This window comes from Nitrospira sp. (assembly GCA_024998565.1).
Lineage (GTDB): Bacteria > Nitrospirota > Nitrospiria > Nitrospirales > Nitrospiraceae > Nitrospira_A.
In genome coordinates, this window is sequence record JACOEM010000005.1 from 101,122 (window position 1) to 125,068 (window position 23,947).

General features: G+C 60.8%; 26 protein-coding genes. 23 read left to right on the top strand and 3 right to left on the bottom strand.

Going from position 1 to position 23,947, the window contains the following annotated elements; genetic code table 11:
* The first annotated feature begins 23 nt into the window (after window positions 1–23).
* From nth to thiE, 11 genes are all read left to right on the top strand, one after another.
* Complete coding sequence (gene nth, locus H8K11_09965; GenBank protein ID MCS6264071.1) at window positions 24–695, top strand: endonuclease III; 672 nt, start codon at window positions 24–26, stop codon at window positions 693–695.
* Complete coding sequence (locus H8K11_09970) at window positions 692–1,570, top strand: YicC family protein (protein MCS6264072.1); 879 nt, start codon at window positions 692–694, stop codon at window positions 1,568–1,570. Before nth ends, H8K11_09970 begins: the two co-directional genes overlap by 4 nt.
* 30 nt (window positions 1,571–1,600) lie before the next feature.
* Window positions 1,601–2,317, top strand: coding sequence for a guanylate kinase (gene gmk / locus H8K11_09975; protein ID MCS6264073.1), 717 nt, complete (start codon window positions 1,601–1,603; stop codon window positions 2,315–2,317).
* Window positions 2,310–2,672, top strand: a complete 363-nt coding sequence (gene rpoZ, locus H8K11_09980; GenBank protein MCS6264074.1) for a DNA-directed RNA polymerase subunit omega — start codon at window positions 2,310–2,312, stop codon at window positions 2,670–2,672. Before gmk ends, rpoZ begins: the two co-directional genes overlap by 8 nt.
* A 9-nt stretch (window positions 2,673–2,681) precedes the next feature.
* Window positions 2,682–3,941, top strand: a complete 1,260-nt coding sequence (coaBC, locus tag H8K11_09985; protein ID MCS6264075.1) for a bifunctional phosphopantothenoylcysteine decarboxylase/phosphopantothenate--cysteine ligase CoaBC — start codon at window positions 2,682–2,684, stop codon at window positions 3,939–3,941.
* A 3-nt stretch (window positions 3,942–3,944) separates the two neighbouring features.
* Entirely contained in the window at window positions 3,945–4,622 is a 678-nt protein-coding gene (locus tag H8K11_09990; protein ID MCS6264076.1) for a tetratricopeptide repeat protein, read from the top strand.
* A gap of 145 nt (window positions 4,623–4,767) precedes the next feature.
* Window positions 4,768–5,262: a type II 3-dehydroquinate dehydratase gene (gene aroQ, locus H8K11_09995; GenBank protein MCS6264077.1), complete on the top strand. Its 495-nt coding sequence runs from the start codon at window positions 4,768–4,770 to the stop codon at window positions 5,260–5,262.
* 25 nt (window positions 5,263–5,287) lie between these two features.
* A complete protein-coding gene (gene efp / locus H8K11_10000) occupies window positions 5,288–5,848 on the top strand; it encodes an elongation factor P (protein MCS6264078.1) in 561 nt (186 codons plus the stop codon).
* A gap of 95 nt (window positions 5,849–5,943) precedes the next feature.
* Window positions 5,944–6,420 (top strand): acetyl-CoA carboxylase biotin carboxyl carrier protein, encoded by a 477-nt coding sequence (gene accB, locus H8K11_10005; protein MCS6264079.1) that lies wholly within the window; start codon window positions 5,944–5,946, stop codon window positions 6,418–6,420.
* 179 nt (window positions 6,421–6,599) lie between these two features.
* The gene (accC, locus tag H8K11_10010) at window positions 6,600–7,949 is read left to right on the top strand and encodes an acetyl-CoA carboxylase biotin carboxylase subunit (GenBank protein ID MCS6264080.1); all 1,350 of its coding nucleotides are present in this window, start codon (window positions 6,600–6,602) and stop codon (window positions 7,947–7,949) included.
* 213 nt (window positions 7,950–8,162) lie between these two features.
* The gene (gene thiE / locus H8K11_10015; protein ID MCS6264081.1) at window positions 8,163–8,795 is read left to right on the top strand and encodes a thiamine phosphate synthase; all 633 of its coding nucleotides are present in this window, start codon (window positions 8,163–8,165) and stop codon (window positions 8,793–8,795) included.
* On the opposite strand, the gene bioD is transcribed toward thiE, so the two are convergent.
* Both bioD and H8K11_10025 read right to left on the bottom strand, forming a co-directional pair.
* Window positions 8,719–9,489: a dethiobiotin synthase gene (gene bioD / locus H8K11_10020; GenBank protein MCS6264082.1), complete on the bottom strand. Its 771-nt coding sequence runs from the start codon at window positions 9,487–9,489 to the stop codon at window positions 8,719–8,721. The genes thiE and bioD overlap by 77 nt on opposite strands.
* 151 nt (window positions 9,490–9,640) lie before the next feature.
* Window positions 9,641–10,399 carry an SDR family oxidoreductase gene (locus tag H8K11_10025; GenBank protein MCS6264083.1) on the bottom strand — a complete coding sequence of 253 codons (759 nt, stop codon included), beginning with the start codon at window positions 10,397–10,399 and terminating at the stop codon, window positions 9,641–9,643.
* A 106-nt stretch (window positions 10,400–10,505) separates the two neighbouring features.
* Between H8K11_10025 and H8K11_10030 the strand changes: the two genes are divergently transcribed.
* Complete coding sequence (locus H8K11_10030; GenBank protein MCS6264084.1) at window positions 10,506–11,411, top strand: hypothetical protein; 906 nt, start codon at window positions 10,506–10,508, stop codon at window positions 11,409–11,411.
* Here H8K11_10030 and H8K11_10035 read toward each other — a convergent pair.
* Entirely contained in the window at window positions 11,301–14,270 is a 2,970-nt protein-coding gene (locus H8K11_10035) for a bifunctional proline dehydrogenase/L-glutamate gamma-semialdehyde dehydrogenase (GenBank protein MCS6264085.1), read from the bottom strand. The two genes, H8K11_10030 and H8K11_10035, sit on opposite strands and share 111 nt — an antisense overlap.
* Window positions 14,271–14,656: 386 nt before the next feature.
* Between H8K11_10035 and H8K11_10040 the strand changes: the two genes are divergently transcribed.
* The 11 genes from H8K11_10040 to H8K11_10090 all read left to right on the top strand — a co-directional run bounded on the left by H8K11_10040 (window position 14,657) and on the right by H8K11_10090 (window position 23,843).
* Window positions 14,657–15,490: a fatty acid desaturase gene (locus H8K11_10040; GenBank protein ID MCS6264086.1), complete on the top strand. Its 834-nt coding sequence runs from the start codon at window positions 14,657–14,659 to the stop codon at window positions 15,488–15,490.
* 213 nt (window positions 15,491–15,703) lie between these two features.
* Window positions 15,704–16,591, top strand: coding sequence for an Mrp/NBP35 family ATP-binding protein (locus H8K11_10045; protein ID MCS6264087.1), 888 nt, complete (start codon window positions 15,704–15,706; stop codon window positions 16,589–16,591).
* 43 nt (window positions 16,592–16,634) lie between these two features.
* A complete protein-coding gene (locus H8K11_10050; protein ID MCS6264088.1) occupies window positions 16,635–16,940 on the top strand; it encodes a Rieske (2Fe-2S) protein in 306 nt (101 codons plus the stop codon).
* Window positions 16,941–17,014: 74 nt separating this feature from the next.
* Window positions 17,015–17,383, top strand: coding sequence for a hypothetical protein (locus H8K11_10055; GenBank protein ID MCS6264089.1), 369 nt, complete (start codon window positions 17,015–17,017; stop codon window positions 17,381–17,383).
* A gap of 7 nt (window positions 17,384–17,390) precedes the next feature.
* Entirely contained in the window at window positions 17,391–17,744 is a 354-nt protein-coding gene (locus H8K11_10060; protein ID MCS6264090.1) for a hypothetical protein, read from the top strand.
* 138 nt (window positions 17,745–17,882) lie between these two features.
* On the top strand, window positions 17,883–18,329 hold the full coding sequence (locus H8K11_10065; protein ID MCS6264091.1) for a hypothetical protein: 447 nt from the start codon (window positions 17,883–17,885) through the stop codon (window positions 18,327–18,329).
* Window positions 18,330–18,427: 98 nt separating this feature from the next.
* Window positions 18,428–18,802, top strand: a complete 375-nt coding sequence (locus H8K11_10070) for a hypothetical protein (protein MCS6264092.1) — start codon at window positions 18,428–18,430, stop codon at window positions 18,800–18,802.
* Window positions 18,799–20,649, top strand: a complete 1,851-nt coding sequence (locus H8K11_10075; GenBank protein ID MCS6264093.1) for a glutamate mutase L — start codon at window positions 18,799–18,801, stop codon at window positions 20,647–20,649. Before H8K11_10070 ends, H8K11_10075 begins: the two co-directional genes overlap by 4 nt.
* Before the next feature lie 178 nt (window positions 20,650–20,827).
* On the top strand, window positions 20,828–21,952 hold the full coding sequence (locus tag H8K11_10080) for a hypothetical protein (protein MCS6264094.1): 1,125 nt from the start codon (window positions 20,828–20,830) through the stop codon (window positions 21,950–21,952).
* Window positions 21,949–23,196, top strand: a complete 1,248-nt coding sequence (locus tag H8K11_10085) for a hypothetical protein (GenBank protein ID MCS6264095.1) — start codon at window positions 21,949–21,951, stop codon at window positions 23,194–23,196. Before H8K11_10080 ends, H8K11_10085 begins: the two co-directional genes overlap by 4 nt.
* Window positions 23,193–23,843 (top strand): hypothetical protein, encoded by a 651-nt coding sequence (locus H8K11_10090; GenBank protein MCS6264096.1) that lies wholly within the window; start codon window positions 23,193–23,195, stop codon window positions 23,841–23,843. Before H8K11_10085 ends, H8K11_10090 begins: the two co-directional genes overlap by 4 nt.
* Window positions 23,844–23,947: the final 104 nt, after the last annotated feature.

The window sequence follows — 23,947 nt, forward strand, 5'->3', positions numbered from 1 at the left end:
ATTGGCCGCCACTACACCGCATCATGAAAGTCGCCACAACAGATCAACCGGCCGGCGTCACGGCCAAACGCCGCCTCGCACGGATGTTGACCGCATTACGCGCGACCTCACCGGCCATGAAAGTCGAACTCGACCATCGCACGCCCTGGGAGTTGCTGGTCGCCACGATCCTGTCGGCTCAATGCACCGATCAGCGAGTGAATCAGGTCACCCCGAATCTCTTCCGACGCTATCAGCAACCTCACGAGTACGCTTCGGCCGACCCCGCGGAATTGGAAGCCCTCATCCGGCCGACCGGGTTTTTCAAAACGAAAGCCAGGAACCTCATCCACTGTGCGAAGACCGTGGTCGAGCAGTTCCACGGAGAGGTTCCCGATACGATGGACGCACTCACCACGCTACCGGGAGTAGGGCGAAAGACCGCGAATGTTCTCCTGGGCAACGCATTCGAGAAGCCGGCCATCGTGGTCGATACGCATGTGAAACGAGTCGCCTGGCGGCTCGACCTGACCCGCCATACGGATCCCGAAAAGATTGAAATGGATCTGCAACGCTTACTGCCGGCAGACCAGTGGACGGAAGGATCGCAACGGCTCCTGCTGCATGGCCGCTACATCTGCCTGGCACGCACACCGAAATGTCGGCACTGTCCGATCTATGCCGATTGCCATTGGAAGGGGAAAGTCGCACGATGATTCGAAGCATGACGGGATATGGAAAAAAGGACGGCACGTCACAGAAAGCCGGGGTCACCGTGGAGATCCGTTCGGTCAATCACCGCTTTCTCGAAGTCGCAGTCAGGCTGCCCCGCTCGTTGGCGCAGCTGGAGGACCAGGTTCGAAAAACCGTCCAGCAACGCTGCCTCCGCGGACGAGTCGACGTGTCGGTTTCGATCCATTCCGCAGGCGGCAGCCTGAAGACCGTGCAGATCGATCAGGCATTAGCCAAGCAGTATCATGCGGCCCTCAAGAAGCTGCAGAAAACGCTGGGGCTGCGCGGAGCGGTGGATGTCTCCACGCTGGCAGGATTCCGGGACATCCTGTCCGTTTCCGATGAGCCGGTCGATGCCGGGCAACTGACGAAAACCGTGCTGCGGGTACTGGGTGGGGCGTTGACAGACCTTGAGAAGATGCGCCGACGGGAAGGGGAGGCGCTCGCCAAAGACCTGGTTCTCCATCTGGATGCAATCCGGGAGGCCAAGTCCACCGTGGCGGAAAAGGCTCCGGTACTGGCCAAGCATGCATTTGAGCGCATGAAAGGCCGCATTGAGTCCCTGTTGCAGGCCGAATTGCCGGATCCGGCCCGGCTCCAACAGGAACTGGCGGTGTTTGCCGACCGTTCGGACATCTCAGAAGAATTGGTCAGACTTGAGTCACATATGCTACAGTTCGACCAGCACCTCCACAGTAAGGAATCGGTGGGGAAGACTTTGGAGTTCCTCCTCCAGGAAATGGGGCGGGAAGTGAACACTATCGGCTCAAAAGCCAACGATGCCGACATCGCCGCGTTGGTGGTCCGGATGAAAGCCGAACTGGAAAAATTGCGCGAACAAGTTCAGAATGTCGAATAGTGTCGGCCCTGTGCCGCCATCGAACACCCTATGAGTACCGCGCCCGTTTCATCCAACGACAAACCACCTCAAGTACGGCGGGGTATTTTGTTTATCATTTCGGCTCCATCGGGGAGCGGGAAGACGACGTTGTGCAAACAGATCACGGCCAATGTTCCAGGATTGTGGCATTCGATCTCGTACACCACGCGCAAACCGCGCCCGGGCGAGGTGGACGGACAGGATTACTATTTTCTCGATGAGCCGGCCTTCCGCCAGATGATCGATCGGAATGAATTCGTCGAATGGGCGCATGTCTATGGCAATTTGTACGGCACGCCGCGCAAGATGCTGACCGAGAAAATGGAACAGGGTATCGACGTGCTGCTCGAAATCGATGTGCAGGGCGCGCGCTCGGTGAAAAAAAAGTTTGAAGACGGCGTGTACATTTTCATTCTGCCGCCCTCGTTCGACACCCTGCGGACGAGACTTCAGAATAGAGCGGGGGACTCGCCGGACGAAATTCAACGCCGCCTGCAGAAAGCCAAGGAAGAGGTCTGGAGCTACCGGGAGTACTACTACATCGTCCGGAACGACGACCTGAAGCAATCGTTGAAAGAGCTCGAGAGCATTTTCCTGGCGGAACGGATCAAAACCAAACGCCTGAACATGACGTGGTTGGAAGAAAAATTTATTCTCGACAAAGAGGGCAAGCAGGGGAATTCCTCCTCGGCCCCCGCATCAAAGGAGCACTTGCATCATGGGTGAAATGTTAAGTTTGTTACCGGAATACGCCACCGGGGAGTTTGATTCACGCCACCGGCTGGTGATCGTCGCCGCGCAGCGGGCGAAACAACTCGTGCAGGGCGCGCGCATGGCGGCGGCATCGAAGTACACGAAAGAAACGAGCATCGCACTCGACGAAGTCCTTCGGCACAAGGTCAAATTCCTGATCGGACAGGAAGCCCGCGAGGCCATCAAAGAATCCAAGCGGGTCAAGGAAGGGGAGACGGAGCGCCTGGCCATGATGACCGGAGAAGACGCCAAGGAAATCAAGAAGGAATTGAGCGTCTACGTCGACGACACCGTCAAGCCCGCCCCTGCGCCGGAGGGCGAGGAGTAGCCCCGCTTCGTGCAGACCACCGGCCCCTTACTCACCGGTGTCCGCCTTGTACTCGCCGTCACGGGGAGTATTGCCGCTTATAAGGCCGTCGGGCTCTTGCGCATGCTCCGTCGCGAAGGCGCAACGGTGAACGTCGTCATGACGGCAGGAGCCTGCCGCTTCGTGACTCCGCTGACCTTCGAGGTGTTGTCCGGTTCCCACGTGGCAACCGACCTCTTCGAAGCCCACCAGGAAATGCTGCACCTCTCCTTGCCGGAGCAGGCGCAGGCTATCCTGATTGCCCCGGCTACAGCCAATTGTCTGGCCAAAGCCGCGCTCGGGCTTGCCGACGATCTCCTCTCGACCATGCTCCTCACTACACAATGTCCCGTGATTTTCGCGCCGGCCATGGACGGGGATATGTGGCAACACCCGACCGTCGTGGAGCACGTGGCCACGCTGCGAACACGCGGCGCAGTCATCGTCGAACCAGAAGAGGGCCCGCTGGCCTCAGGCCGTTCAGGGCAGGGACGGCTGGCCGATGAAGCACGAATCCTTTCGGCACTCCAGGCCGCGCTCCACCCGCGTCGGGATTGGTCCGGTCGCCGTCTGCTCATTTCCGCCGGCCCTACGCAGGAAGCCATCGACCCCGTGCGGTTCATTTCCAACCGGTCCTCCGGAAAGATGGGATATGCGCTCGCCCAAGCCGCGCAGGCACGCGGCTCGGAGGTCCTACTGGTCTCAGGCCCCACGGCCCTGACCCCGCCGGCCGGCGTGGAGTTATGTCCAGTGACAACGGCTGAGGAGATGCGCAAGGCTGTCATCAGCCGGTTTTCCTGGAGCGATACCGTCATCATGGCGGCCGCCGTGGCGGACTTTCGCCCGACACAACCCGCTGCACAGAAACTCAAAAAGCGACGGAGTCCCGTCACCAGCCTGGAGTTGTCGCCGACCGACGATATTCTCAGGGAATTGGGCGAGCGCCGGACGACACAGGTGCTCGTGGGGTTTGCGGCGGAAACTGAGGATCTGCTTGCCCATGCGCGGGAAAAGCTGCAAGCTAAGGGCGTCGACCTGCTGGTCGCCAATGACGTGACGGCAGCAGGATCGGGCTTCGGGTCGGACACGAATCGCGTGTTCATCCTGGATCGTGACGGCCGCGCGGAGGAACTCCCCCTGTTGCCCAAGCGTGAGGTCGCAGACCGTATTTTGGACCGGGTCCTGACCCTACCGACCGGCCGAAGGTCGACGAAGCCAGCCGCAGGAACAGGGACCCATCGCAAGGAGTAGGGCGTGGCTTCTTCATCGCGTATCGATCCATCGACCGCCGCCGAAATCGACCGCCTGGCCACAGCCGTCGCCAAGGACCCCCGCTCGAAAGAATTTCTCCCCCTCGCGGACGAATACATCAAAGTCGGCATGTGGCAAGAAGCGGCAGGCGTGCTGGAAGACGGCCTCAAGGTGTATCCGGGATTTGTCACCGCCATGGCGGCATTGGGGCGGGTGTACGATCAATTGGGACAGCCGGTAAAAGCGAAGGCTATCCTTGAAGATGTTGTCAAACAACGCCCGGACAATCTTCGCGCACACCGGATTCTCGCCAGGCTCTATCAGGCCGAAGGAAACACCGACTCAGCGTTGGTGTCCTGCACCGCCATCCTGAACGCCAATCCATTCGATGACGAGGCGATCGCGATCAAACGGAGCATCACCGGTACCCCTGACGTTCCGCCGCCCGCGAAGCGCGAGAAGAAACGCATCGGTGCCGAGCCGAGACCCGACTCAGCAAAAGTTGCGACTCCCGTCACGTCCGCTTCCGAACCAGCCGTATCCTCGTCATCCCCGGCATCTGCACCGGTTTGCGAAACCGCGCTCCAGCCGCTTTCTGAACCGCCTGCCGTGAAACATGCAGCTGCGATCGCGCGACTGGAAGCCTGGCTGCAAACCATTCACGCTCAACGCGTTCACTGACTCATCACCTCCGCCGGATGCCCCTTCATCCCGGCCCCCCGGAACAACGTTTGACCCACTCCTGGCAGCCTGTTAGAATGCCGCCGCTGCTGGCATCTCTATCCATTGCAGCCTACTGACAACGGGGGCGCGCGACAGACACATGCTGCGGCTGCTAGTGCTTCATGGTCCCAATCTCAATCTCCTGGGAACGCGAGAGCCATCCATCTACGGACAGGCCTCTTTGCCCGACATCAACAAGTCGATTGTCCGTCGCGCAGGCGAGCGGGGGATCGCGGTGCAGACCAAACAGACGAATGTAGAAGGGGAACTGGTCACCTGGATTCAGAATGCCAGGGGCCATTTCGACGGCATCATCATCAATCCGGCCGCGTATACCCATACCAGCATCGCAATTCGCGATGCGATCGCCGCCGTCGCCCTGCCGACGGTCGAAGTGCATCTGTCGAACATCCATCAGCGGGAGGAGTTTCGCCATCACTCCTTCATCGCCGGCGTCGCCTTGGGACAGATTTCCGGATTCGGTCCCACCGGCTATCTACTGGCGCTGGACGCATTGGCCGCGCACCTCGAGGCCGGAGGCAAGGCATCACGCCCCCGGACGGCCCCGAAGAATAAACCCACGGCTTCGCGCCGTTGAACTTGTTGTACCAAGGAGAGTTGTTGTGATTTCGACCGCAGAGTTTCGGAACGGCAGCCCGTTAATGGTAGAAGGCCAACCTTTTTATATCGTGGAATTCCAGCACGTCAAACCCGGCAAGGGCGGGGCATTCGTCCGGACGAAGCTGAAGAGTTATCTCTCCGGCAACGTCCTCGACAGAACCTTTCGTTCCGGAGAAAAATTCGAAACCCCGCAGATCGAAGAATGCGACATGCAGTTCCTGTATGCCACGAACGATTCCTACACGTTCATGGATACGGAGACGTATGAGCAGTCGACCTATGAGAAGAGCCAGTTGGGAAGCAACGCCGATCTGCTCAAAGAGAACATGATCGCCAAGATCCTGATCTACGAGCACCGGCCGATTACGGTCCTGCTGCCGAACTTCATTGAACTCAAAGTGGTCGACGGTGAACCGGGCGTGCGCGGGGACACAGCCTCAGGCGGCAATAAGCCGGTGATCGTCGAGACCGGCGCCACGATCAAGGTGCCGCTCTACCTGGAAATCGGGGAAACGATTCGCATCGATACGAGAACCCGTGAATTTGTGGAGCGCGTGCGTTGAGCTCATCAGGTAAAAAGATAGGAAAAGGCCGGGGAGCCGGAAAGCCGATCGTCCTGCCGAGCGCCTTTGCGCCTCGATCAACGGCCGCTGAGACACTGCTCTCTCCGGACCAGGCCGCGCAGATTCAACAATTGGCTGACCTGCTCAAGCGCAACCATCTGACCGAGTTGGAAATCGAGCGCAGCGGAGTCCGTATCCGCATCCGGCATGAGCCGGTGGTTCGAACGACGACGGCCCAGACGGTGGAGACCGTTACGAACCAGTCAACATCGACCGGGACGACCCCGGCGGCGCAGACCCGTCCGCCCGCAGAAACGGATGGCCAGGTCACGATCACGTCTCCCATCGTCGGCACCTTCTATCGCTCGCCCTCACCCGATGCAGACCCGTATGTGGAAGAGGGGGATTACGTGAGGAAGGGCCAGGTGCTCTGTATCGTCGAAGCCATGAAGCTCATGAACGAAATTGAGTCCGAGGCCGACGGACGGATCACGAAAATACTGGCGGAGAGTACGAAGCCTGTCGAGTATGGACAACCTCTCTTCTTGATAGACCCCAACGCCACGCCCTAGCCGACGCGATCAAGCGGGTTCATGGCGGGACGGTCCGGGGATACGTTCCTCACGCATGTGAGTCCGACGGCAGGCGACACATGCCGGATCATGCAACGGAACCGGGTCAGGTCTTACCCGTGGCAGAGCAAACCGTAAAACCAGGCGGACACAAACAGTGACCCGCTCCGGAGTATCCTGTGTTTAAGAAAGTGTTGGTTGCCAATCGTGGAGAAATCGCCCTACGGGTGATTCGCGCCTGTAAAGAGCTCGGCGTCAAAACCGTTGCGATCCACTCCGAAGCCGATGCCGCAAGCCTGCATGTCCGGGCAGCGGACGAACATGTCTGCGTCGGCCCGCCGGAAGCCGCCCTCAGTTACCGCAATATCCCCAACGTGCTGAGCGCAGCCGAAGTCACCGGGGCCGATGCCATCCATCCCGGCTACGGGTTCCTGTCCGAGAACGCACACTTCGCAGAAGTGTGCGAATCGATCGGCGTCAAATTCATCGGCCCGACCTCCGAAAACATCGCCCTGATGGGGGACAAATCAAAGGCACGGGAAGTGGTCGCCAAGAAGGGCCTCCCGGTCACCCCCGGCAGCCCCGGCGAACTCCGAAGCGAACAGGATGCCCAAGAGGCCGCCAAGACTATCGGCTTCCCCGTGATCATCAAGGCCTCCGCCGGAGGGGGCGGACGGGGCATGCGTGTCGTGAACAAACCGGAAGAACTCGCACGGGCATTTCAAGCGGCGCAAGCCGAAGCGAAATCCACCTTCGGTCACGACGGCGTCTATCTCGAGCGCTACTTCCTCGAACCGCGGCACATCGAAGTACAAATCGTGGCGGACAATCGCGGCCATGTGGTGCATCTCGGCGAGCGGGATTGTTCGATCCAACGACGGCATCAAAAACTGGTGGAAGAAACTCCTTCGCCGGCCATCGATGAAGGCTTACGGCGCGAAATCGGCCGGGTGGCCGTCCAGGCCGTGAAAGCCATTCGGTACTGCAACGTCGGGACGGTGGAGTTTCTGCTGGATAAGGATCGGAACTTCTTCTTCATGGAAGTGAACACCCGCATCCAGGTCGAGCACCCCATCACCGAAATGGTGACCGGGATCGACCTCGTGAAGGAACAGATCCGGATCGCCTCAGGCATGCCCCTCTCGTTCAAGCAGCCGGACATCAAGTTGAACGGTCACAGCTTCGAGTGCCGGATCAATGCCGAAGACCCGGAAAAGTTCACGCCCTGTCCAGGCCAGATCACCAAATATTCCGCCCCTGGTGGCTTTGGCGTGCGTGTCGACTCCGCGATGGAACCGAACGCCGTGGTCGTCCCGTACTACGACAGCCTGATTGCCAAATTAATTACGCACGGACGTGACCGCCAGGAAGCCATGGCACGGATGCGTCGCGCACTCGATGAATTTGTCATCGAAGGCATCAAGACGACGATCCCGCTCCATCGGAGAATTTTCAACGATCCCGATTTCCAGAAGGGACATGTCTCCACGACATTCCTTGACCGCTTTCTTGCCGGCCAGTCCTCCTAACGGTTTGCCGACACACAGATTGCATATATCCATGGGGATCACCGGCAGGCCGTTCAACATGGCCGTCCAGCAAGGCCGCAGCAAGCGACGTGGCGAATCGTACCCCTGTCGTGCGGTGAACCATGGAGCGACGCGAGAACGCCGCGAGCGGACTTTTTCAACGGCCTGCTAAACAGGGAGCCCGTCACGTCTCAGCCCAGCCGACAATCGCTCCTGAAGGGGCTCTATCTCGTACTCGACCCCACGGTCAGGCCGGATCGCCCGCTGCCCGATCTCCTGCGTGAAGCCGCCGCGCACGGTGTCCGGCTCTTTCAATACCGGGACAAACAGGCCACGATGAAAGAGGCCTATGCGAAGGCGCTCGCGTTGCGTCAGGCCGCAACCGACGTCGGCGCCCTCTTGATCGTCAACGATCGCTGCGATCTGGCGATGGCCGTGAACGCGGACGGGGTACATCTGGGGCAGGAAGACCTTCCCATTGTTTACGCCAGACAATTGCTGGGGCGTGAAAAAATCATCGGGCTCTCGACGCACAATGCCGCTCAGGTGCGCGAAGCCGTCATCGCACAGCCCGACTACGTGGGATTCGGCCCGATTTTCAGCACGTCCACAAAAGCCGATCACGACCCGGTGGTCGGTCTGGAAGGATTACGCGCCGGACGCGCATTGACCACGCTGCCGATGTTTGCGATCGGCGGCATTACGGCTGAGTCGGTTGGCGAAATTATGGCGGCAGGGGCGGATGGTGTGGCAGTGATCTCTGCGATCCTCAAGGCTCCTGACCTCGGCGCGGCGATCCGGACATTCCAACGGCATTTGCCCATACCAGATCCGCAAGCTCCCTGATCGGGCTGCCCTGCGCCATCATTTCGACGGCGCCGGACCAATCAGAGCCAAGGCGCGGCTGGTAGAGCAACGGTCCCAACACTGGAACACCGGCGCGCTCCCGCAACAGCGCGACCGTTGACGCACATTGCTCCTGCTGCGCTGGGGTGGCGGCCAACGCCGTCTCGTTCAACACGACGGCCATCACTGCGCAGTGACGTTGCCGAAGGCCCTCCAGCGTCAGCAGCGCATGATTGATGCCCCCTAGTCCGGCCCGCCCCACAAGCACGACGGGCAGCCCGATCCGGCCGATCAAGTCGCGCATATCCCAATCTTTTCCTATCGGCACGAGCAGACCACCGGCGCCTTCAACCACAACACAAGAGTACCGGGACGCAAGCCGTTCGTAGCGTCCCATGATCTCCTGCATCTCGATCACGCGCCCTTGGGCGGATGCAGCGGCGAGGGGAGCAAGCGGCGCGAGAAGCCGGTAGGGAGACACCTCTTCGATCCCATCGGATATTCCCGCCGCAGCCAGGAGTCGCCCGGCATCGCTCTCACCCAGTTGCCCGGGAAGTACACCGGTCTCGACCGGTTTCATCACCCCGACAGGACAGCCCATCTGGACCAGCCTCCGGACCAGCGCGGCGGATACGACGGTCTTCCCGACACCGGTATCCGTACCGGTGACAAACACCCCTTTGGTTATGCCCATTCTTTTCCCGCCTCACAAAATTCGTCACACGTGAAACGTCAAACGTCACAAGCTCCCAGAAAAGTAGCCTTCTCTAGTCCCACATTTCACCTTTCACCATTCACGTTTCACGACGACTCAGAACGAAGCTGGGGCCGTTTTCAGCATCCTGCTAGAGAACGCGACTGTCCAGGTTCCACACTTGCCCCGACATGTCGGAGAGCTGCGCGAGCTGGCAAATTGTCCTGCTCACATCGGCCAGGTTCGAAACACGTCCCAGCACATGGTCGTCGAGCCGTTCACCGGTTGGAAACGAATCACCCGCCATGCGCGTTTGCTGCCAGCCGGGACAGACCAGATTCACGCGAACATTATGCGGTCCCCATTCCCGCGCCGCGGTCTTCACCAACCCGATGAGCCCCGCCTTCGACGCGGCGTAGGCGGCTTGGCCGTTCGTCCCCTGCAATCCGGCAACGGACCCGATGACGACGATGGACCCACCGCCCAGCGTCATCATGTCGTCCACCGCAGCGGTCATGCAGCGATAGGTGCCCGTCAGATTCGTATCGATGATCTGTTGCCATGCTTCTTCCGGGCAATTCACCAGCAGGTGCTTCGACGCGATGCCGGCATTACAGAGCATGGTGTCGAGCCGGCCCCGCTGCGCCCGGATCGCATCAAACATCGTCTGGACCTCATGGCTCGACCGTACATCCGCCTGGTAGAGGGCACCCTGGCCGCCGGCCCGCGAAAGCAGCGCGAGCGTCTCTTCAGCTGCCGGCCGTTGGCGGAAGTAATGCACCCCCACCCAATACCCGGCATGGGCGAAGGCCAGACAGAGCGCACGACCGATTCCACCGGACCCACCGGTCACCAGTACCGTGCGGCGTTCACGAACATCCTGAGCTGCGGGAGATAATGCAGGCATCACGGCGAGCGATTATGAGAGGAGGCACAGGAGAAGGCAAGGCGGGATCTGCCGGCTTGCTGCTGCGAATCGGGTATGATACCGTGATTTTTTTGACTGGAGGACAGCCGTGATCGTTCAGAACTTCGTGCGCTCGACCGTGGTCGCAGTGGGAATATGCGGGCTCCTGGGCATCCTGTCGGCTCCAGGCCAGGCCCGGGCCACGGAGGCAGGACAGACCATCGCTCAGTCTGCCGACTATTTCCCCGACACCGTCGGCACACGGTGGCAGTACCGCGGACAGATCTCGGAAGGCCCTCTCCAGACGATCGAGAACAAATACTTCTTCAACGTCTCGTCGGTGACCGGAACCCGCACTCTCAAGGGCGGCGTCGTCGTCAACGTGTTTCATGACACCAACCCGGGCAACCACGGCGCATCCGACAGCTTTTACCGCCGCGATGCGGCCGGCGTGGTGTACTACGGCTCCGAGCCGGGCACGCCATTGGAGAAGCAACTCGTGCCGTATCAAATCATCCGGTTCCCGATGAAAGTCGCCCAGTCCTTCCAACAGTTCAATCGCACTGACATCGATTTCGGCAGTGATATCGATGGGGACGGCACCAACGAACATGTGGACGTTGAAGGCGTCTCAACGGTGATCGGTCAGGAATCGATCACGGTGCCCGCCGGCACATACCCTGATGCCGTGCGCGTGGAGGCGCGAATGACCCTCAAGATTCAGCTCTCCTCCGCAGACCGGACGGCAGTCGGCACCGATGTGATGACGGCCTGGTTCGCCAAGGGCGTGGGGCTGGTGAAGTATATCGAACGGCAGGAACTGGCCGCACTGAAAGAAGACCGGGGCAATATCACCGATATCACGGAAGAACTGGAAGAGGTCAGCATAAAGTCCGCGCCGGCCCTACAGGGTCGGAGCGAATCCACGCCGGAGGGTTTGCTCGCTGACGACACGCGCGACCATAAATTGTTTCAGGTACTCTTCGCCCCCGGCCTTCGCCCCTATACCCGATAGCCTGTGGCCGCCGAACGGTTGCCGACCGACCAGAGCCCCGGTAATCGAACGGTTGATGTAGAGATTGCCGACATCAAACGCCTGACGCGCCAGCTCGATATGCCGGGGACTGCGCGAGTAGAGTCCCCCGGTCAAGGCGTAGGCGGTACCGTTGGCGAGCTGAAGCGCCTGTTCGAACGATGATGCCCGCATCACGGCCAGCACGGGGCCGAAAATTTCTTCCTGCGCCAGGCGGTGAGTCGGCTCGATTCCTGCGATGACCACCGGTCCCAGGGCATAACCGGGGCCCTCCATCGACCGATCGACCACCACCCGGCCTTCGCGGCGCCCGATCTCCAAGTACTCCCGAATCCGTTTCTGAGCCCGCCCGTCGATCACCGGACCGAGCTGGGTGGCCGGATCCTCAGCCGCGCCGATGCGCAAACTCATCACCGCATCGGCCAGCCGTTGGATGAACGCATCGTGAATCGAATCCAGGAGGATCACACGTGAACAGGCGGAACATTTCTGTCCTGCATAACCGGTACACGATTGCACCACACCGGTGACGGCTTCATCGAGATCCGCCGTGTCATCGACGATGATGGCATTTTTCCCCCCCATCTCCGCGATGACGCGTTTGACGAACTTCTGTCCCGGTTGTTGCAGCGCAGCGGCCTGCACCATACCTAATCCCACGTCCTTCGATCCGGTAAAGGCAATCGTCGCGACAGAAGCCTGAGTCACCAGCTCCCGTCCCACGTCGGGACCACCCGGCACGTACTGCAGAACACCCGCCGGCACCCCGGCCTGCTTCAGAAGCATGGCAAGCCGGTAGCCCATGATCGACGCGCGCTCGGACGGTTTGAACAAGACCGGATTACCGGAGACCAGAGCCGCCGCGACCATACCAGTGGGAATGGCGAGCGGAAAATTCCACGGCGCAATCACAACGGTGATCCCGCGCGGACTCCAGAACAACTCGTTCAACTCACCGGGATACCGGCCCAGGCGGGGCGGCGGCTCAAGCTGCTCCATTTCTCCGGCGTAGTACTCCAGAAAATCGATCGCCTCGGCCACATCCGCATCGGCCTCGCGCCAGGGCTTGGCCTCCTCGAACAGTTCCCAGGCCGCCAACTCCCAACGTTGCTCGCGCATCAATGCAGCGGCCTTCCGCATCACGGCGACCCGTTCCGCAACCGTCCGATGTTTCCATTCCTCTGCATGAGACTCAGCGACCTTCAAGAGACCAGCCACGTCGGCAGGCCGATAACTCTGGACGATGTCGACCAGTTGTTCCGGCTGACTGGGATTGAAGGAACGTACATCCGCTCCCGTCGGGAGATGGGTATTCAGCTTCGAGACCTCAAGCCGCTGCCCCAATTGTTTGCGCACGTGATCGATGGCCTCGGCCATGGCGGCCCGAACGTCGTCTCGTGAAAAATCCGCCACTGGCTCGTTTACAAATGGAGCGGCCTCGACGCTGGAAAAACGCGTCATCGAAGAAGGAGGTGATGGGGGAGTCGCCACGGGCGGAGACAGCAACAAAGACAGAGGCTGCGACTCCACATATTCCTTCCGCAGGAACGATTCGTTCGACGTGTTCTCCAACAACCGCCTCACCAGATAGGCCATGCCGGGAAGGAGTTCTCCGACCGGGGCATAGAGCCGGAGCCTCCGGCCACGATCACTCATGGCATGCTGAAACGGCTCCGCCATACCGTAGATCATCTGATACTCCCAGGCATTCGACGGCAACTTGAGCGCCTCGGCCACCGCTTCGACCACGGCCAGGCTGCGAAGGTTGTGCGTGCCGAACGCCGGCCGGATCACCTCGCTTTGCTCCAAGAGCAATCGAACGAGCCGCTCGTAGTTCACATCCGTCTGCGCCTTCTGCTCGAACAGCGGCATCGGCCAGCCACGTTGCCGATAACGAATCGCGTCGGAGTCCCAATAAGCGCCCTTCACGAGCCTGATCGTGACGGGTACCAGCCGCTCCCTGCTCCAGGCCAACAGCCGCTGCACATCGTCATACGTATCGGTGCGATAGGCCTGCAGCGCAATCCCTGCATGGGGAAACGTTCGGAAGGGTTCTTCCATAAACAGGCGCATGAAAATCGAAAGAATCAGCTCCTTGGTGTCCGCCTGTTCCATATCGAAAATGACCGAGGCGGGGAGCGTGCCGGCAAGATTCAACAACGGCCGCAGGCGGGCAGCGACTGCGCGATAGCTGGATTCGGGATCGATGGGATCGAGCTGCGAATAGAGTGCCGAGATCTTGATCGACAATTGCACGCGGGGCAGGGGACCAAGGTGATCCCGTTCGAGTAACGGCGCAGGAGACCAAGCGGGACAGGCCTCACCGAGGGCCTGCAAAGCCGCGAGGCAACGATCACGATAGGCATCCGCCTCTCGCTCGCTGACACTGGCTTCACCCAGTAGATCCACCGAAAAAGCCCGCCCGTCCTCCCATAACTTATGGAGCGTCGGAACGGCCTGCTCGATGGACGCACCGGCGATGAAACTGGTGGCCATCTGCTCCACCTGATGCCGGATGGCCTTTCCACTGAGCGATGCGCCGAGCTTGGTGGAGGCAAGCGCCTTGAGTCCCCATTGGGCACCGAAGAGGTGTGCGCTCATCTCGCCGAAATATTCCTCGGCCAACTGCACGACCCGTGCATCGTCGTGCAACGAGGGCAGGACATCGATAAACCGGAACAGTTGCGCCTTGAACGCGGGATCTTTCATCGCCAGGTTGATGGCCGCCTGCGACCACCAACGGGAATCGAACAGGCCTGGCGCCCGCCCGCCGGAACGCCGGGCCAGGTCTTCACCGATCGCGCGGATACGGGGTTCGAGCAGGGCAGGGTCGAGAGGCATCGGTTCCTCCTGAACCAGAATGAGAGGCTCTCTGCAGTATACACCGCAGCGCACGACTTGAATATTTGAGGGCAAATAGGCTGCTGTCGATCTTACGCAGAATGGATTTCGCATCGTTCCCGGGAACAGCGGGATACGGATTTAGCTCACCACAGGCACGCGGAGTCGAGCGTACGCCACTCACGGAACCGGCATAGGCCTATCGCCTCCGGCGAACGATTTCTTCAGGCCGCCCTGGTTAATCGGCCGTTGTGTCATCTCACGACACTTCTTCGCTTGAAAATCCGCCTGCCGCTCCGGTAGCATGCGCCGTTTGCCTTGACCCACACCATTTGCATGGCGGTGCACTGTGGCGAAGAGTTGCGCACAGGTTCCGAAGGAGTACGATGGCCGACTCGACCACACAATCCGTCTGCTGGGGCACTGTGGCCCTGTTTACTGCACTCACGGTGCTGACCTTCGTCGGCGTCCCGCTCTTCGCCTACTTCTATGACTACACTCTCCTCGACTGGGTCCTGCTGGCCGTCCTCTATATCGTAACCGGCATGGGGATCACGGTGGGCTATCACCGCATGATCACCCATCGCAGCTTCGAGAGTCATCCCTGGGTCAAAGCCTGCCTGCTGGTGATGGGCGGATGGGCCGTGCAAAACTCGGCCCTGCTCTGGTGCGCCGATCATATCCGCCACCATGCGCACACGGACGAAGAAGCCGATCCCTACAATGCCTCGAAGGGATTCTGGCACAGCCATGTCGGCTGGTTGTTTTTCGATACCCCGTATCGTGAGGACCGATTTGCCGCGAAACTACGTACCGACCCAATGATCATGTGGCAACACCGGTATTACTGGGTGATCGTGGCCTCCGGCTTCCTGCTACCATTTGCGCTGGGATACCTGAACGGTGGCTTCACCAGCGGGCTGGGCTGCTTCCTGCTCGCCGGCGTCCTGCGAACCGTGCTGGTCTTGAACTCCACCTTTACAATCAACTCGCTCTGCCATATGGTCGGCACCCAACCCCACGGCACGCAGGACAGCAGCCGCGATAGTTGGTTGATCTCATTCGTCAGCTTCGGCGAGGGCTATCACAACTATCACCACACCTATTCGCACGACTATCGAAACGGATCGAAGTGGTACAACTTCGACCCGTCGAAATGGTTGATCTATTCGTTGTCGTTGTTCGGCCTGACGTATAACCTGCACAGGGAACGCACCTAGCAGGCGTGAAGGGTCGGGCGTGAACGGTGAAACGTCCCTCGCGTCGTCACTGACTATTCCCGGGACGTTTCGTCCCTCTTTTTTATCCCGTCCTGTTCTACCCAGCAGCGCTCTGCGTCTACTGGCCCATTTCTTTTCCTCGTGGCGATAGCTTAATATGCGATGAAGCCCGCGAATTCCATCCGGACCCGCGAGGCGGCAGGAGGCAGATCTATGGCAGAACAACAAGGTGGCGCACCGCATCAAGACGAAGCGGCCGCCAAGCCCAATATCATTCCCGGCGTGAAACATGTGGTCGCCATCAGCAGCGGCAAGGGCGGCGTCGGAAAATCCACCGTGTCGGTCAACCTGGCCGTCGCCCTCGCCCTCACCGGAGCCAAGGTCGGATTGCTGGACGCCGATATCTACGGACCCAACATTCCGATGATGATGGGCGTCGAAAAAACACCTGAACAGAAAGACGGCAAGATCGCCCCGGCGGAGAGCCATGGCGTCAAACTGATCTCCATGGGATTTTTTGTGCCGGAAGATACCGCCGTCGTGTGGCGTGGTCCGATGGTGCACACCGCCATTCAACAGCTCTTCCGGGACGTTCTCTGGGGCGACCTGGATTATCTGTTGATCGACTTGCCGCCGGGAACCGGCGACGCGCAACTGACACTGACCCAGCTGGTGTCCCTGTCGGGCGCCGTCACCGTCACGACCCCGCAGGAAGTGGCGCTGCACGATGTGCGCAAAGGCATGATGATGTTCCAGAAGGTCAACGTGCCGCTGCTCGGCATCGTCGAGAACATGAGCTTTTTCCTCTGCGGTCATTGCGGCGAACGCACCGAGATCTTCTCCCATGGCGGCGGAGAACGGGCCGCGGAGAAACTGGGTATTCCCTTCCTTGGACGGGTGCCCATCGATCCGGCCATTCGCGCCGGCGGCGATACCGGGAACCCGATCGTGGTCGCCAAACCGGATTCACCGCAAGCTCAGGCGTTTCGGGAGATCGCCGCGAAGCTTGCGGCAGCATTGCAGACGGGCGAGGCAGGGGCGGCGAAGAGCCGGATCGCCAGTCTGCTGGATAAAATCAAACGACCGGCGACGGGAAATTAACCGGAACCGGATCAAGGAAGATGGACGCACTCAGGGAGGATGTATGGGCGAGTTGATTAGAATCGCGGGAACCGCCGACGTGAAGCCGGGCGCCGGCATGGTGGCGGAAGTGAACGGCAAGGCGATTGCGGTGTTCAATGTGGATGGCGCGTTTTATGCCATCGACAACACCTGTGTGCATCGCGGCGGCCCGCTGGGTGAAGGCGATGTGGTGGGTGATGTAGTTGCCTGTCCATGGCACAACTGGGAGTTCAACGTGAAGACGGGCGCTTGCATCAACAACCCTTCGGCAAAAGTGACTGCGTACGAAGTCACGGTCGAGGGCACCGATATTAAAGTCCGGCTGTGACGCAAGACCGGCTCGTGCCGGTCGGACAGGCACGGCAATGAATGTTCCCGGCACCACAGTGAATGGAGGCTCCGATGGCAGACAATACGCTGACCCCGAAACACATTGAGATCGCCGAAACCTTCGTGCGGCTCTACGTCTTTCTGACACAGTATATCGACCGCTGCGAAGATGAAGCCGCGCGCAAGGAGTACCCGGAGGCAGAACTCCAAAAGCACCTCGGCGAAACCCGCGCCAAGATGATGGAGATCCTGAAGGTGAATCCCGTCGTCAAGGGCAAGGTGGAAAAGGAATGTGAACGGGTCCTCGCGCTGGGCAGCAAGTGTCTGATGGGCGGGACCGAAAAGGTGGCCGCGCTGGATGTGCTGGGAGCCGAGCGGGTCATTCTCAAGAACAAAACCATCGCCTTGAGCGATCTGTTAGCCGTGTATCGCGCGCTGTAGTCGTTCGATGTCCACCCCGGCTGGAGAGAAACACCAACTCGCCGGTTTCGACGCCAGGGAACGAGGGTTCAATCGTCCCGTGGAATTCGTACGGACAGCCTCGGGGTACCAGGCGACGTTGCGGTACGAAACCACACACATCGTGACCCCGGAGGCACCGAGCGCAGGCGAGGCCCTGCAGCAATTGATTACCACCCTCCAGCAACAGGGGTACACCCAACTGCGCAGCCAGCAGAGTTATCGCGACGGCATCTACCTCGGCTCGCAGGAGCTGTGGGTGGAATATCCGGACCGGCAGGCCGCCCCGGAAGTCGGACTCCTGGGCCTGCTGAAGAAGTGGCTCGGCCGCTCACCGGGTTGAGGGCCGCCACAAACTCCACACCGCCCCCGGCGACGTTGACTCTCCTCCGCCTCACGCCTATAGTCCATTCCAGATCAGCAGCCTGATCGTTCGACCGTCAGCCTTCACCAGACAGGATCCGGCACCGGAGAATTGACGATGCGCTGGGTTCACGTCCTGCTTCTCACTCTCGTCGCGTTCCTCCTGCCTGGCATGGCAACCGCCAAGGTCTATCGTTGCCAAGGCGCCAATGGCAGCACCGTCCTGACGGACCAGCCGAAGGGCAAGCCGGGCTGCGTCGCCATCGACACCGCCACCCCCCCGCTCCCGGGAGGGTTCACCCCTCCCGTCGAGCCGACCGAACCGGCACAGATGGAACTACCGGCGAATGCGACTCCGCCGTCCGTGTCGGCCGCACCGATGGTTCCGCGCCAACCCGGTCCCGGCGATCCCGCGTTATCGCCGTCCGGTTCGAGAGACACCCCCGAGAAGGCCGCACCCGAAGCGCAACGTTGCTCACCACGCGTCAACCCCCTGAATCCCTTCGCCGGAATGAATTGCTCACCGGCATCCGGCGATCCCCCGGCAGAGAACAAGAACCCGTAGCCCCTCGTCGCGCGCAGCGCCACAGGCTCGATTGACTCTCCCGAAGCCCCTTCATATAATGCCGAAACGAACCGTTTAAGCTGATCTCACAAGCACTTATGTCTGCCTTCTCCGCTGGTTTTTTATCCCGTCGCGCACAGGATCTTCGAGCCGGTCTCCGGCACGCGTTTGCCGTGCGTCCTGAACAAGCCGCCTTCACGATCGAAGACCTGGCCCTGCTCGAACGGGTCGCCGACGCCGTCGTCTCGCGCGGCATGGCCGCACCGGCCACGTTGTTTCTCGAGTCGATGGGCCCCATGAACTTTCTCGGCAGCCAGGCGCTGCACTTCCTGGCTCCCGTCGTAGAATGTGTGCTGACCGGCACGGAGATCGCGCAGATCGCGCGCCTGCTGGAACGGCGCGATTCCATTCACCGACTGACCGCCCTCATCGAAGCCAAGGCTGCGGCTCCCAAAGGAGCGCCCGCTCGATGACGGAACAGCCTCCTTCGCCTGCGGCTTCAGCAGTGACTCATCCTCTGAACGTCATCGTCGCGACCGATTGCGGCAGCACCACCACCAAAGCCATTCTGATTGAAAAGGTCGGGGAGGAGTATCGCCAGACCTACCGTGGTGAAGCACCGACGACCGTCGAAGCCCCCTTCGAAGACGTGACCCGCGGCGTGCTCAACGCCATTGCCGAAATCGAAGAACTTTCCGGCCGGACCATTCTCGACGGCGACCGCATCATCACTCCCAATCACGCAGCACAAGGCGATCCCAAACGAGGCGTGGACATTTACGTGTCCACCAGCAGCGCCGGCGGCGGATTGCAGATGATGGTCACCGGCGTGGTGCAGAACATGACCGGCGAGAGTGCTCAACGCGCCGCCCTGGGCGCCGGCGCCATCGTCATCGACGTCTTGGCCTCCAACGACGGACGGCTGCCCTACGAGAAGATCGAGCGGATTCGAACCATGCGCCCGGACATGATCCTGATGTCCGGCGGCACCGACGGCGGCGCCGTGACCCATGTAGTGGAAATGGCCGAGTACATTGCCGCCGCCGATCCGCGACCGCGCTTCGGCAGCACCTACCGGCTGCCGCTCGTGTACGCCGGCAACACAGACGCCAGGCCGCAAATCAAAACCATTCTCGGCGAGAAGACCGCCTTGGATTTTGCCGACAATATCCGGCCGGTGCTCGAGCGCGAAAACCTGGCGCCGGCCCGCAACAAAATCCACGACCTGTTCCTCGAACACGTTATGCAGCAGGCTCCCGGCTACAAAAAACTGATCGAGATGGCGGGCGCGCCCATCATGCCGACTCCGGCGGCGGTCGGCGTCATCATGGAAACCATCGCCAAACGCGAAGGCATCAACCTGATCGGCGTCGATATCGGCGGCGCCACCACCGACGTCTTCTCGGTGTTTAACGGACTCTTCAACCGCACGGTCAGCGCCAACCTCGGCATGTCCTACAGCATTTCGAACGTGCTGGCGGAGGCGGGGCTCGACAACATCATGCGCTGGGTGCCGTTTACCATCGACGAACAGACCCTGCGCAACCGCATCAAGAACAAGATGGTGCGGCCCACGACGATTCCGCAGTCGCTCGACGAACTGCAGATCGAACATGCCATCGCCCGCGAGGCTCTGCGGCTGGCGCTGATCCATCACAAATCACTCGCCACGGGGCTCAAGGGCATTCAGCAGGAGCGCACCATTTCCGATGTGTTCGAGCAGCGGACGTCCGGCAAGACCCTGATCGATCTGTTGAAACTGGACTTGATCGTCGGCAGCGGCGGCATCCTGTCGCATGCGCCGCGCCGTATCCAATCCATGCTGATGATGGTGGATGCCTATGAACCGCTCGGCGTCACGACGCTGTCGGTCGATAGCATCTTCATGATGCCGCATCTCGGCGTGCTCTCCACCGTGAACGAGCAGGCTGCGACCGACGTATTCGTGCGTGATTGCATGGTCTATCTCGGCACCTGCATTGCGCCCATCGGGCAGGGGAAAGACGGGGAGCGCTGCGCCGACTATGAAATCGCGCTACCGGATGGACGAATCGAGAAGGGCCAGCTGGCGTTCGGAGATCTCAAACTCTTTGCCTTGACGCGGGAGCAGCAGGCCACAGTGACGATGCAACCGGCCAAACAGATCGACCTCGGGAACGGACCGGGACAGTCGTTCACAAAAACGGTGACGGGCGGCGTGGTCGGCCTCATGCTCGACGGCCGTGGTCGCCCGTTACAATTACCGGGTGAGCAGGCAGCCCGCGTCGCCATGCTGACCAGATGGTACCAGGCGGTCGGCTTGTACCCGGCGGGGAGCTGAGAGCCGAATGCCGGGAGCAGATGGCGTAGAGCGTATGGTGAAGAGCGGGGAGCATATGGGAGAGGACGACGAGAGGCGAGGCCGCGAGGCGCGAGAGCCCCGAGTCCTACCGGAAGTTGTACGGTGAGGGGAGCGAGCAACTGAGAACGAAGCGGTAGGGCATTTTCAGCAACCGATTATGGCGCATTCGTATACACCAGGTCTGACCGTCACCGAACGAACCACCGTTCGCCGGAGGCGTATCCTGCCGCTGCCCGGGACCGTCCTGGTCAAGGTGGGGGACGCGGTGCACGCCGATACGGCGGTGGCCCGCGCCGAGTTGCCGGGCAAGGTCGTCCCGCTCAACCTGGCCAACCAGCTGGGCATCGCGCCGGATGAGATCAACGACTACCTGATCAAGAAGGAAAACGATGCCGTCCAGAAAGACGACGTGCTGGCGGAGAATAAACCGTTCATCAAATGGTTTAAGACGGAAATTCGCTCGCCCATCACCGGCAAGGTGGAGTCCGTCTCCACCATCACCGGGCAGATTCTGTTGCGGGAACCACCGCGGATCCTCGAATTGCGCGGCTACATCGACGGCTCGATCGTCGACGTGCACCCCGAACAGGGCGTGACGGTCGAAACCTCCTGCAGTCTGGTGCAGGGCATCTTCGGCATCGGCGGGGAGACCAGCGGAGAATTGGTCATGGGTGTCACGGCGCCGGATCATCCCCTGATGCCTGAGCAGTTGACGCCGGCGATGAAAGGTAAGATCGTGATCGGGGGCGCGTTCCTCTCCGCCGCCACCATGACCCGCGCGAAGGAACTCGGCGTCATCGGTCTCGTCGTCGGCGGGATTCACGACAAAGATCTGCGCGCGCTCCTCGGGTATGATCTGGGCGTGGCCATTACCGGCACCGAGCAGGTGGGCTTCACGTTGATCCTGACGGAAGGCTTCGGCACGATCCCGATGGCGCCCAAGACGTTTGCGTTGCTGTCCGCCCAGGCCGGGCACAAGGCCTCTGTTTCTGGCGCGACGCAAATCCGCGCCGGCGTGATTCGTCCGGAAATCATCATTCCACAGACCTCACACACCGCCGCCCGGCCGGACCGGGTCGAGCGCGAAGGGATTCAACTCGGCGATCCCGTGCGGATCATCCGCGATCCGTTGTTCGGCAAGATCGGGGCAGTGTCCGGATTGCCGTCGGAGCTCAGAGCGATCCCGACGGAAAGTGAAGTCCGCGTACTCGAAGTCCGCTTTCCCGACGGCACGACCACCGTGGTGCCCCGCGCCAACATCGAAGTGATCGAGGGAGCATGATCCGCATACAGCCTCGCCTTCGCATTCTGTCCCTCGCCATCGCGATGCTCGCGTGCCTCCCGTCGCTCCTCTTGGCACAGACCCTCCCGCAGCAGCTTCGGGTCATCGACACACCCAGCGACGGAGGAGGCAGCCTCACGGTTCTCTGGGCTCCCTCGGCCAGCGACAGCGCCGCATGGAAGTATCAAATCCTGCTGCATGAGGGCAGCGTGCCTTCCGACCCATCCGCATGGAAAGTCGTGGCGGAATTTCCGTCCAACACCCGCTATGTCCGCGAGGGCAAGACCGCCTGGTGGACAAGATCCGGCGCCCCCGGCGACCACATCTTCCTGCTCAAGAACGGAAAAGGCATCGAGCTCAAGGCGGCCCAGTCCTACGCCGTCACCGTCGCGGCGATGAACGGCCAGGAACGATTCATCGCGTTGCCGATCGTCGCCTCGCCTGAACCGAACTGGATGAACTGGAACCAAGTGAACAACCTGGTGCTGGCCTTGATGTTCGGCGGCATCGTGTTTTACGCCATCAACCTGGCCAAGCGGAAAGAGATCTTCTTACGGCGTATTCCCGGGCTGGATGCCGTCGATGAAGCCATCGGGCGCGCCACGGAATTGGGCAAGCCGATCCTCTACATGACCGGGGCGCACGACATGAACGACCCTTCGACCATCGCCGCCGCCGTCATCCTGGGGCGCGTGGCCAAGAAGGCCGCCGCGTATGAGACCGAGTTGCTGGTCCCGCACCGCGAGCCGATCACCATGGCCGTCTGCCAGGAAATTACCAAACAAGCGTATATGGAAGCCGGCAAGCCGGATCTCTTCAAGGACGACGCGAACTTTTTCATTACGAGCGACCAGTTCAGTTACACCGCGGCGGTAGACGGTATCATGCTGCGCCGAAAACCGGCGGCCAACTTTTTCATGGGCTCATACTTTGCCGAATCGCTGTTGCTGACGGAAACCGGCGCCAGCACCGGCGCGATTCAAATCGCCGGGACCGACTCCGATCACCAGCTGCCGTTCTTCGTCACGACCTGCGACTACACCCTGATCGGCGAAGAACTCTATGCCGCCAGCGCCTACCTGTCGAAAGAGCCGATCCAGATCGGCACCCTGCGCGGCCAGGACTTGGGCAAGGCGTTCGTCTTGGGCGTGATCGGAGTCGGAACGTTGCTGGCCACGCTCGCCGTCATCACCGGCAACAACTGGGCGCAACCGCTGCTCGACCTCTTCAAGGATCTCAAATGATGTTCCTTCGCCGACAGTTGCCGTTGCTCATTACGATGGTCACCGGCCTCGTCATGGCCGCGCAGTACTACGTGCCGCATCCGGCCTCGGAACAACTGCTGACCACCGTGACCAAATGGCTGCAGATCATCGGCGGCTTCGCGCTCGTGCTGGGCATTACCAGCCTCTTTCACGTGCATGCGTCCAAAATCCGGCGGAAGGAAGCCGGATGGGCCTACAGCCTCGTCCTCTATGTCGGCATGCTCGGCACCATCATCGTGGGGCTCTGGAACGGCGGCAAGGAAAGTATCGACGGGGCGCTGACGTCTTTTGGATGGGTCTACTCCTACACCCTCGTGCCGCTGCAAGGGACCATGTTCGCGATCCTGGCTTTCTTCATCGCCTCCGCCGCCTACCGGTCGTTCCGGGCGCGCAGCCGCGAGGCGGCGGTATTGTTGGTGGCCGCCGTCATTGTGATGATGGGCCGGGTGCCGCTCGGGGAATACCTGTTGCCGATCAGCGGGGACCTCTCCAGCTGGATTCTGAATGTCTTAAACGCGTCTGTGCGGCGCGCCATTTTGATCGGCGTCAGCCTGGGCGCGATCGCCCTCTCGTTCAAGATCATCTTCGGCGTCGAGCGGTCGTATCTGGGCGGAGGCAAAGAATAACGCGTGAGACGTGAAAGGTTAGAGGTGAAACGTAAGTGCCCTCCTCTCGACTCTCTACCGTCTGACGTTTTACGTTTGACGTTTCACGGGGCACGGAGTGCCCG

What these genes read in the sequence shown, in the direction of transcription:
- nth (MCS6264071.1), top strand. Translation starts at nt 24, where the DNA reads ATGAAAGTCGCCACAACAGATCAACCGGCCGGCGTCACGGCCAAACGC.
- H8K11_09970 (MCS6264072.1), top strand. Translation starts at nt 692, where the DNA reads ATGATTCGAAGCATGACGGGATATGGAAAAAAGGACGGCACGTCACAG.
- gmk (MCS6264073.1), top strand. Translation starts at nt 1,601, where the DNA reads ATGAGTACCGCGCCCGTTTCATCCAACGACAAACCACCTCAAGTACGG.
- rpoZ (MCS6264074.1), top strand. Translation starts at nt 2,310, where the DNA reads ATGGGTGAAATGTTAAGTTTGTTACCGGAATACGCCACCGGGGAGTTT.
- bioD (MCS6264082.1), bottom strand. Translation starts at nt 9,489, where the DNA reads ATGGGCATAACCAAAGGGGTGTTTGTCACCGGTACGGATACCGGTGTC.
- H8K11_10035 (MCS6264085.1), bottom strand. Translation starts at nt 14,270, where the DNA reads ATGCCTCTCGACCCTGCCCTGCTCGAACCCCGTATCCGCGCGATCGGT.
- H8K11_10040 (MCS6264086.1), top strand. Translation starts at nt 14,657, where the DNA reads ATGGCCGACTCGACCACACAATCCGTCTGCTGGGGCACTGTGGCCCTG.
- H8K11_10045 (MCS6264087.1), top strand. Translation starts at nt 15,704, where the DNA reads ATGGCAGAACAACAAGGTGGCGCACCGCATCAAGACGAAGCGGCCGCC.
- H8K11_10050 (MCS6264088.1), top strand. Translation starts at nt 16,635, where the DNA reads ATGGGCGAGTTGATTAGAATCGCGGGAACCGCCGACGTGAAGCCGGGC.
- H8K11_10055 (MCS6264089.1), top strand. Translation starts at nt 17,015, where the DNA reads ATGGCAGACAATACGCTGACCCCGAAACACATTGAGATCGCCGAAACC.
- H8K11_10060 (MCS6264090.1), top strand. Translation starts at nt 17,391, where the DNA reads ATGTCCACCCCGGCTGGAGAGAAACACCAACTCGCCGGTTTCGACGCC.
- H8K11_10065 (MCS6264091.1), top strand. Translation starts at nt 17,883, where the DNA reads ATGCGCTGGGTTCACGTCCTGCTTCTCACTCTCGTCGCGTTCCTCCTG.
- H8K11_10070 (MCS6264092.1), top strand. Translation starts at nt 18,428, where the DNA reads ATGTCTGCCTTCTCCGCTGGTTTTTTATCCCGTCGCGCACAGGATCTT.
- H8K11_10075 (MCS6264093.1), top strand. Translation starts at nt 18,799, where the DNA reads ATGACGGAACAGCCTCCTTCGCCTGCGGCTTCAGCAGTGACTCATCCT.
- H8K11_10080 (MCS6264094.1), top strand. Translation starts at nt 20,828, where the DNA reads ATGGCGCATTCGTATACACCAGGTCTGACCGTCACCGAACGAACCACC.
- H8K11_10085 (MCS6264095.1), top strand. Translation starts at nt 21,949, where the DNA reads ATGATCCGCATACAGCCTCGCCTTCGCATTCTGTCCCTCGCCATCGCG.
- H8K11_10090 (MCS6264096.1), top strand. Translation starts at nt 23,193, where the DNA reads ATGATGTTCCTTCGCCGACAGTTGCCGTTGCTCATTACGATGGTCACC.